Origin of the sequence: Peribacillus sp. Hz7 (assembly GCF_042136355.1) — a bacterium.
Taxonomy (GTDB): domain Bacteria; phylum Bacillota; class Bacilli; order Bacillales; family DSM-1321; genus Peribacillus; species Peribacillus asahii_A.
Map to the genome: position 1 here is coordinate 210,592 of NZ_JBHHJV010000006.1, position 8,310 is coordinate 218,901.

The following is an 8,310-nucleotide window of genomic DNA, read 5'->3' on the forward strand; positions in this document are numbered from 1 at the left end:
GGGAACGATCAGTCGCGGTCGTTCCCATACTTACTTTTAAAATAGTGTAATGGCAATATATTTTTATCCAATAGCAGGGAGTGCCACATGAAAGAAAAACACGATGCGGAATTAATGAGATTGGTAAGCGAAAAACACGGTCACGCATTAGAGGAGCTTTATGATCGATATATAAAGCTTGTTTACGGCTTCGTTATGAAGTTTTGCAATGGGAATGAGGATAAGACGAAAGAGATTATTCAGTTAGTCTTTTTGAGGCTATGGACAACAAACAGCCATTACGATCCTTCTCAAGGCAGCTTTGTAAATTGGCTCCTCACGATTACCCGCAATATTTGCATTGACTATCTCCGCAAAGAGAAGAGGCAGACGCAACACCATCAAGAGGAACATAAAGAGATCGCCGACCCTGCCAATGCAATCGAGCAACGAGTAAATACGAATGATATTGCGAAAGCGAAAAACAAATTGCCGACGGCTCAAAGAAAATTAATCGATTTGCTTTATTGGAAAGGGTATTCTCTTTCAGAGATTGCCAAGCTGGAACAAGAGCCGCTCGGCACAATTAAAAGCAGGCTTCATCAGGCTCTTAAAGGATTGAGGAAGCATCTGGAACTGGAGGATATAAAATGAGAAGGGATTGTGATCATTTAATTCCATATATAGCAAATGAGCTCAAGGAGAGCGAACACATGGCCTTTGTTGAACATTTAAAGGATTGTACGGAGTGTAAGAAAGAATATCAAGAATTGTCCCAGGTCTGGCATGCTTTGCCGTTTGATTATACCGAAATCGAGGTGCCTGAATCGCTAAAAGGCGAGGTGCTGGGATTTGTTTTTGATCACGAAAGGAAAAGCGGTACGGAACCATTCATGGCTAAGATGAGCAAGCTTGTCATGATGCTCAAAAGCCAGTTCACTCCAGTTTCAACCAGTATCGTGGCCGTCTTGTTGCTCGCGATTATTGGCCTTGGAATAGCGAATGTACAGGAAAAAAATCGCCATGCCGAAAATATACCCATTGAAATTTTAACGGCCATTCCCTTAAAAGCAGCTAATCAAAGCCACCCGGGAACAAACGGCATCGCCTATATTGTCCAACAGGAATCAGAGAAAAATTTGGTGGTGCAGGTTCACGAATTGCCCGGCGTCGAAGGTTCACAGGTTTACCAGGTTTGGCTGCTGAAAAACGGCACGAGGGAAAATGGCGGCATATTCAAACCGGACGAAAACGGATCCGGAATACTGACCTATCAGCTTGCAGAAGGGCAGACTTTTGATCAAATCGGCATCACTGTCGAACCGGACGCCAACGGCAGCCAGCCAAGGGGAGAAAAAATAGCCGGGTCATAGATGGTAACAAAAAAGGACAGATACATTTTTAATATCTGGCTAACCTTATATTACGATCGGGTGCTAATGTTCAAGAAACTTACCCAAAATGATCAAACTTTATTTTAAAGCTACAGTATAGGAATTTTTTCGCTCAGAAAAATTCCTCTCCCTTCTTATTAAAAGCTCAAAGTGATCTTTCGTTTTTGTCAGGTCACATTGAGTTTTTTTTCTCGTATATTCAAACCACTGAACATACATCTCTTTCAACTGATTCAGAACTGATACTATGACTATTGCACGGCTAAAGGGATGGAACCAGTAGTTGGGAGCAAACTTTAAATGATAGATTCATATAAAAAGAGAAGCCCAGCGTCCATTTAAGACGAAGTGGCTACTCTTTTTTTGTTAACTTTTCGTAATTTGGGATTTTAGATAATGAATATACTTGTTGGGTAAAATGGATAAATGTTTATCTTCAGATAGAACCAGACCAAATGAAATATTTACACCTCTATGATTCACCAAATCAATCGGAATGATCTCCCCATTTATGACAGGAATATAATTTTTCATGATGAAATCAGGGGCAAATGTAATAGCCAAATTTTCAATGATAGCTTGTAGTATTCCGTCCAAATTATTTGCTGTAAACAAGATTTTCAAGGGCTTATATTTGCTAAAGAAATCTTGCACAAAATACTGCATAAATTCACCGTAATAGGTAACAAGAGTTTGATCAAGTATCTCTTGTGGAGTTATGGTACTAATAAATGCTAAGGGAGATTGTTTGGAAACATAGACTTTCTGCTTCCCTTCTAACAGTGATTCAAAAGCGATTCCTTCCATATTTATGTTCCAATCTGATGAATATGCAATTAGTCCGATGTCGGTCTTATGCTGGCGAACATCTTCTATCACAGAAGTAACGCTTTTTTCGTTTATTTTCACATTTACATGTGGATAATCCTGTCTAAAAGCGGCTAAAGCTTTTACTAGAACCGTCGTTAAACCAGGTATAGAAGATACTCTTAATTCCCCTACTTCCGTCGAATTAAATGAGTTGGCTTTCTCTTTTATTTCCTCAAGCTTTTTTAGTACTTCGTAGGCTTGTTTCAGAATAATTCTGCCTTCATCGGTTGGTACAGCACCGTGTCCCCGTGAGCGATGTAAAATTTTTAGTCCTAATTCCTTTTCTAAACCAGTAATGGACTGGCTAATACCAGATTGAGTCACATGAAGATTCTGTGCTGCTATAGAGAGGGAGTTGTGTTTTGCGACTTCAACAATATATAGTAATTGTTCAAAGTTCATAGTTTTTCTCCTTATATTAGTATATTCCTATCCAAAATAAATATTGTGTTATCTCAATCGATGGGGAAATTAAAGGTAGATCATGTATGTAATGTAAGAAAAGTTGCTTTTCAAGATAAGGTAGGATTCCCTTGTTAAGCAAGACTGTTTAGATGCTAGTGTCTTTGCTGACCAATTGCGATTTGATTGACTGCGATGGAAGAGCTGGTGGCTGAAACTATTGCTGAGATGAATCGTAAAGCAATCGCACAGTAGCTTTAAAAGCTAGCGAGATTGTTCTATCATTTGTACTTAAGAGCTACTTATTCACATCCTTTCATTTGCCTAGCTTCGCGTTAGTTGGGAATAAAACTAGTAAAAATATCGAGGATTATTAGGTATACCGTCTTTGGCTATAGTTCTTTTTATGTTTTAGTGCTTGGTAGATTCCCACTAGGCTTTAAATAGTAGTCCAACTTACTTGCAAATTAAAATCTTTAATTTTATTTAACTACAACTTATCAGTATAATCAATATCATAATAGTAAGAATAATCAAAAAAATCGCTTCCATGCGAGTAAAGGGGGGAATCGTTAGGAAGATAAGTACTTTCCCTAGGATGGAATGTACTAGATTATGAATCTGTCTGTACAATTTTTGTTCCCGTCATTATTTTCCGAAATTTCAATAGTGATGGAGTAGAAAAAATAATGTAGTATGAGCTTCTTTTTATGGCCTCTGAGCTACTAATTAGGATATAGAACGAATAGTGGCTGTTGATAGGAGAATTGAAAACTAAGGTAAATTAGTCAAACGAATTGAAAAACTGGTTTAGGGGGAATGACAAATGACCAATGTTTATATTTTAGGAGGATCGAGAACTCCGTTTGGTAGTTTTGGTGGAATTTTAAAGGATGTTTCTGCTGTGGAGCTTGGAGTGATTGCTAGCAGGGGAGCGATTGAAAAGAGTAAGGTGGAAGCGAAAGAAATTGAGCATGTGTTTGCTGGTAATGTTATTCATACGTCAAAAAATGCAACTTATCTTGGTAGGCATGTAGCCTTAAAGTCCGGGATACCGATTGAGAGCCCTTCTTTAACACTCAATCGTTTATGCGGTTCCGGCTTGCAAGCCATTGTTTCTGCAGCACAAACGATTTTGTTGGACGAAGCACAAGTCGTTCTAGCCCTTGGTACGGAAAATATGAGTCAATCACCTCATGTTTTAAGGAATGTTCGTTTTGGAACGGGTTTAAAATCTCCTGAAATGGATGACATGCTTTGGGCGACGTTAACGGATGAATATGTGGGTTGCGGAATGGGGATGACGGCGGAAAATCTGGCTACTCAATATGAAATAGGGCGTGACGTACAAGATCAATTTACTCTAGAATCGCAAAAGAAAGCGTCTAGAGCACAGCAAGAAGGACGGTTTAAACAGGAAATTACGCCTGTTATTGTAGAGAATAAAGGAAAACAAATTAATATTGAGGAGGATGAACATATTCGCCATGATGCTACCTTAGAAAAGTTAGCTTATTTAAAGCCAGCCTTTAAAAAGGACGGAACGGTTACTGCTGGAAATGCCAGTGGTATCAACGATGGAGCTGCAGCTATAATTTTGGCCAGCGAATCTTATGTGACAAAGAAACAAAATGTAACGCCAATGGCTAGAATTGTTTCGTGGGGAATAGCTGGAGTCGACCCAAGTATCATGGGAATCGGCCCTGTATCAGCAACTAAAATCGCATTAAAAAAAGCAGGTTTAAGCATGAATGATATCGACTTGATTGAAGCGAATGAAGCGTTTGCCGCCCAGTACCTTGCTGTCGAAAAAGAACTTGGACTTAATCGGGAGAAAGTGAATGTAAATGGGGGTGCAATCGCATTAGGTCATCCAGTTGGAGCAAGTGGTGCAAGAATATTGAATTCATTAGCAATTGAATTGAAAAATCAAGGAAAGAAATATGGATTGGCTACCTTGTGTATCGGCGGAGGACAAGGAATTTCCATGATTATTGAATCTGTGTAACATTACATTCTATAGAATTACATGCTCTCACAATGGTAAGGCGGGGATTGTAATGATTTATGTTTGTAAGGAACATTTGATTAAAGGAATCCATTCAATTCAAGTACCTCATGTTGAAAAGGCTTCTTCCACAAAGTTTGTTTGCCAATTTTGTAGAAAAGAAGTGAATTATAAATTGTTTATACCAATATTGAAGAAAAAACTAGTTTCTCATTAGTTTTTTCCATTAGCAACCTTATGATTGAGAGAGGGAAAGCCATGTTCGAAAGAGAAGGCAGCATCTTCGGTTATGAAAACTTCTATTCTGAGGGGATGCAGAAAGAATTAAATGCACTTGGTTTTAACAGTCTAAAAGATTTAATAAAAAGTTTATCTAAAAAATAATTTATAATTGAACTTTAAAAAGAGTTGAGATTTTGTTTATAGTTAATTCTACTTTTTTGTAATCGATATGTAGTCAAGTGTGTGCTGACAAAATGTTAATATTTTGCTAACGCAATGAAGTGAAAAACGGTAAATTCTATTTAAAGATGTTACACACTCTCGTATTACGGGCGGCATGATATAAAAATGCTAATAACCTTTTTAAAATTACACTTTTCAAACCATGTGAAGTGAGGGATATAAAAAATAATTATTATCCCTTACTTAGTTTTTTTATTAATACAGAGTTAGAAATGTATTATACTGCTTTATTCAATTTGATTTTAGTGGACCACTTGCTCGACATCTTGCTAACATACTTATTTTTTTGAGCTAAACTTATTTAACTGAGCTAATTTTGAACCTTTAACAAACCTTGATATATTAATCTTTTCTGGACTTATTTAATTCCGTTGAACTAGATTGATTTTACTTAATAAGATTGACAGGATGGGGGTCGGGGGTTCAAGTCCCTCACAGGTCATTATTTACGGAAACCCTTGGATATTACTGATTTTTCAGTTATCAGGTTTTTTTGCTTTATACCTGTAAAATTGATCAAGGGTTGGAGTTCCTTTGAATGTTGTTCTAGTCAGTCAAAAAACAAATAAATTATTAAGATGGCTGATTGCAGAAACAGAAGAATTTAATAATGAATACCTCTTTACAACTGTTTATAGAAATATCATTGAGAAAGTTAGGCTTATATAAAGGGGCAAGCGGTATGGAAAAGATGCAGGTATAACAGGTGTAAGGGTTTCACCTCACGCATTTAGATCTACATTTGTAAAATATCACTTGTAAAATAATAGGGATGTCATGACCCTTCAAAAGATTTTAGGACATTCATCTATAGAGATGGTACGGAGATATGTTCAAATGACAGACAATGACATTCATCAACAACATAACAAAATTTAGCTCTATCAATAACTTGTGATTGGATATGAGCAGATACAGGAATTTATCTTGTATCTGTTTAGTGATAATAAAGTCCTTTAATTTCATAATTCTAAAACCAACAAACCTTCCAACTATTATATTTTTGGAAGGTTGTTTAAGTTGTTTAAGTTCTAATCATATTTATGATTGTTGGCGTGAAAATTGAGTAATAAAGTTATTTAATTCACGAGCAATATCTTTATGTAAAGCCTCTAAATTAACTATAAAGAAATTAATAAACAGGGAATATTCTTTTCCCAATTCTAAATAATAAAGGAATTACTAATATTAAAATTGCTCCTACAATAATTGTGGAAAAAACAGTTTCTTTTAAGGAAATTAGTTCATCCATAAACATTCTATATAATATTAAAGAATTGATAGGAATGTTTAGTAAAACCCCTGTTAAAAGACCAGGTGCATATCTTTTCATCACAATTGTTGCAAGAAGATGAGGGAAAATGGCATTAAGTATCATTGAACCTAAAAATCCAATAAACACCCATTTAACTAGAATAGACTCAGGAAAATAAAAATAACTAAATGCAGATAAATAAGCTAGTGATGTAATAACCAACACAGCAAAATGAAATTCATTTGCACTTACTGCCCTTTGAAATTTTGAAGGTTGTTGAGACCATTGTGGTAACCATAAAGCTTCTTCTAAATTATGTAATGTGATGGCTAAACAAAAGAAAATTAAAAGTGATTCTTGCATAAATCCACTTCCTTATAACTGTTTGTTTGATTGTTTAAATTAACAAATATCGAGATATAGGACAATATCTGCTTCTTGTTGTCTGTGAATAACATTAAACAGCTTATTAAGTATTTTCTTTATTGAATAAAGGCTATCTGTAGTAGCCTAATAGGAATAAATTATTGTGTAGTACCTTGTATAATCTTTATAAGAAATACTTTTCGTCATATTATCTTTCTCAAAAACTAAATGATTTGCATTTTTTATTATTTCAACTGAATTCCATCCGTCTCTATCCATCATTTCAATAAAAGGTGCGAACTCTCCTTGTTTCACTAAATATTCTTCATCTTTCCACACGTCAACCATTTCTCTATCTTGAAAAATCATTTTTGATATAGCTACAACTAATGGAATAGGATTTCCCTCTTGGAAAATTACTTCTCTTTTTTGGATGATAAATATAGATAAAAGGCTAAATATTAGTGCAGTTATTATAAATACTTTTGATTTTAACAAATAAATTAAATCCCTTTCCTTCTTGTTATATTACAACCTTAACTTCTTCCTCTTTTATATTATAGGGATATTTTAGCATATTGATGTAGCTAAAAATATGAAAAAAATGCTATATTCATAGGATTTAGATGTTTTGTTTCCGTTTGCCGGTTCGCTTATCAATTCCATCATCCATTCGAAGTGACCATACTTTACCTGCTTTTCTAACTGACATTAAGAAACCTCCATGTTGAGATGGAGGTAGGGGGGGCTAAACAGTATGAGTCTGTAGTGCTGTTTTCATTTAACAAAGTTTAAAATTCTATAAAAACAAATAGATATTTATGATAATTTGAGACTAACATTGCTGGGAATAATCCGTTCGAAGAGTCAAGTAATCTAAAGTTTTAAAACACTAAAGGCTTTTGCGACTTTTTGTGCAAACGTTAATGGAGGTTCCACAGATTGAAAATGAACATATAAAATATTGGGATTGGTAAAAATCCAGTGATTATGAATAGCGCTTATGATTAGGTTATTACGAACTAATATATTAACAAAAGGCGAGATTTCTTCTTCTAGGAGGACAACTTCTCCAAGATTAAGTGCATTTCCTTCGTGATCCATTGATTCAAACGATATTCCTGCGTGAAGTTCACCACGACTTGGACGTCCTTGAATAGTGACATGAAGATTTCGATTGATTTCTACTGAACAAACTCCATGTTTCACACTAGCCTTCCCGTTAACAATTTGAGCATATTGATGGCATATATCATGGAAGTTCAGCATAGTAAAACACCTCATTTTTTTCTAAAATTTATGAATTAAGGGGAAGGTCTAGAACTAATAATCGTGATGTTAATGCGTATTTCGTTGATTATATGCAACAAAAGAAGATTCTTATTTAACTAATGGGGCGTTTCTACAATATGTGGAGGCGTTTTTTTTTTACTAACGGTTGGACAATGTGGATAGGCTACACTTAGTTGGACAGAAATTTTAAGGTCAAGTAGACTACAGTTAATATAAACGAGGAGAACCTACCATGACCAAAAGAGAGCGGAGAACATTTACACAAGAATTTAAACAAC

The 8,310-nt window shown here is 35.3% G+C and carries 8 protein-coding genes; 4 read left to right on the forward strand and 4 right to left on the reverse strand.

Annotation, left to right across the window (positions count from 1 at the left end; translation table 11 throughout):
• Positions 1-87 precede the first annotated feature (87 nt).
• Complete coding sequence (locus tag ACE199_RS11255) at positions 88-633, forward strand: RNA polymerase sigma factor (RefSeq protein ID WP_375349847.1); 546 nt, start codon at positions 88-90, stop codon at positions 631-633.
• A gap of 59 nt (positions 634-692) precedes the next feature.
• A complete protein-coding gene (locus ACE199_RS11260; protein WP_375349848.1) occupies positions 693-1,352 on the forward strand; it encodes an anti-sigma factor domain-containing protein in 660 nt (219 codons plus the stop codon).
• A 387-nt stretch (positions 1,353-1,739) separates the two neighbouring features.
• On the opposite strand, the gene ACE199_RS11265 is transcribed toward ACE199_RS11260, so the two are convergent.
• Positions 1,740-2,645: a LysR family transcriptional regulator gene (locus ACE199_RS11265; protein ID WP_375349849.1), complete on the reverse strand. Its 906-nt coding sequence runs from the start codon at positions 2,643-2,645 to the stop codon at positions 1,740-1,742.
• An 826-nt stretch (positions 2,646-3,471) separates the two neighbouring features.
• Between ACE199_RS11265 and ACE199_RS11270 the strand changes: the two genes are divergently transcribed.
• The gene (locus ACE199_RS11270; protein WP_375349850.1) at positions 3,472-4,653 is read left to right on the forward strand and encodes an acetyl-CoA C-acetyltransferase; all 1,182 of its coding nucleotides are present in this window, start codon (positions 3,472-3,474) and stop codon (positions 4,651-4,653) included.
• A gap of 258 nt (positions 4,654-4,911) precedes the next feature.
• The gene (locus ACE199_RS11275) at positions 4,912-5,037 is read left to right on the forward strand and encodes a hypothetical protein (RefSeq protein WP_257467276.1); all 126 of its coding nucleotides are present in this window, start codon (positions 4,912-4,914) and stop codon (positions 5,035-5,037) included.
• A gap of 1,213 nt (positions 5,038-6,250) precedes the next feature.
• Here the strand turns inward: ACE199_RS11275 and ACE199_RS11280 are convergent.
• The 3 genes from ACE199_RS11280 to ACE199_RS11290 all read right to left on the reverse strand — a co-directional run bounded on the left by ACE199_RS11280 (position 6,251) and on the right by ACE199_RS11290 (position 8,008).
• Entirely contained in the window at positions 6,251-6,736 is a 486-nt protein-coding gene (locus ACE199_RS11280; RefSeq protein ID WP_375349851.1) for an HXXEE domain-containing protein, read from the reverse strand.
• A 147-nt stretch (positions 6,737-6,883) separates the two neighbouring features.
• The gene (locus tag ACE199_RS11285; protein WP_375349852.1) at positions 6,884-7,237 is read right to left on the reverse strand and encodes a hypothetical protein; all 354 of its coding nucleotides are present in this window, start codon (positions 7,235-7,237) and stop codon (positions 6,884-6,886) included.
• A 378-nt stretch (positions 7,238-7,615) separates the two neighbouring features.
• Positions 7,616-8,008, reverse strand: a complete 393-nt coding sequence (locus ACE199_RS11290; protein WP_375349854.1) for a DUF1259 domain-containing protein — start codon at positions 8,006-8,008, stop codon at positions 7,616-7,618.
• Positions 8,009-8,310 lie beyond the last annotated feature (302 nt).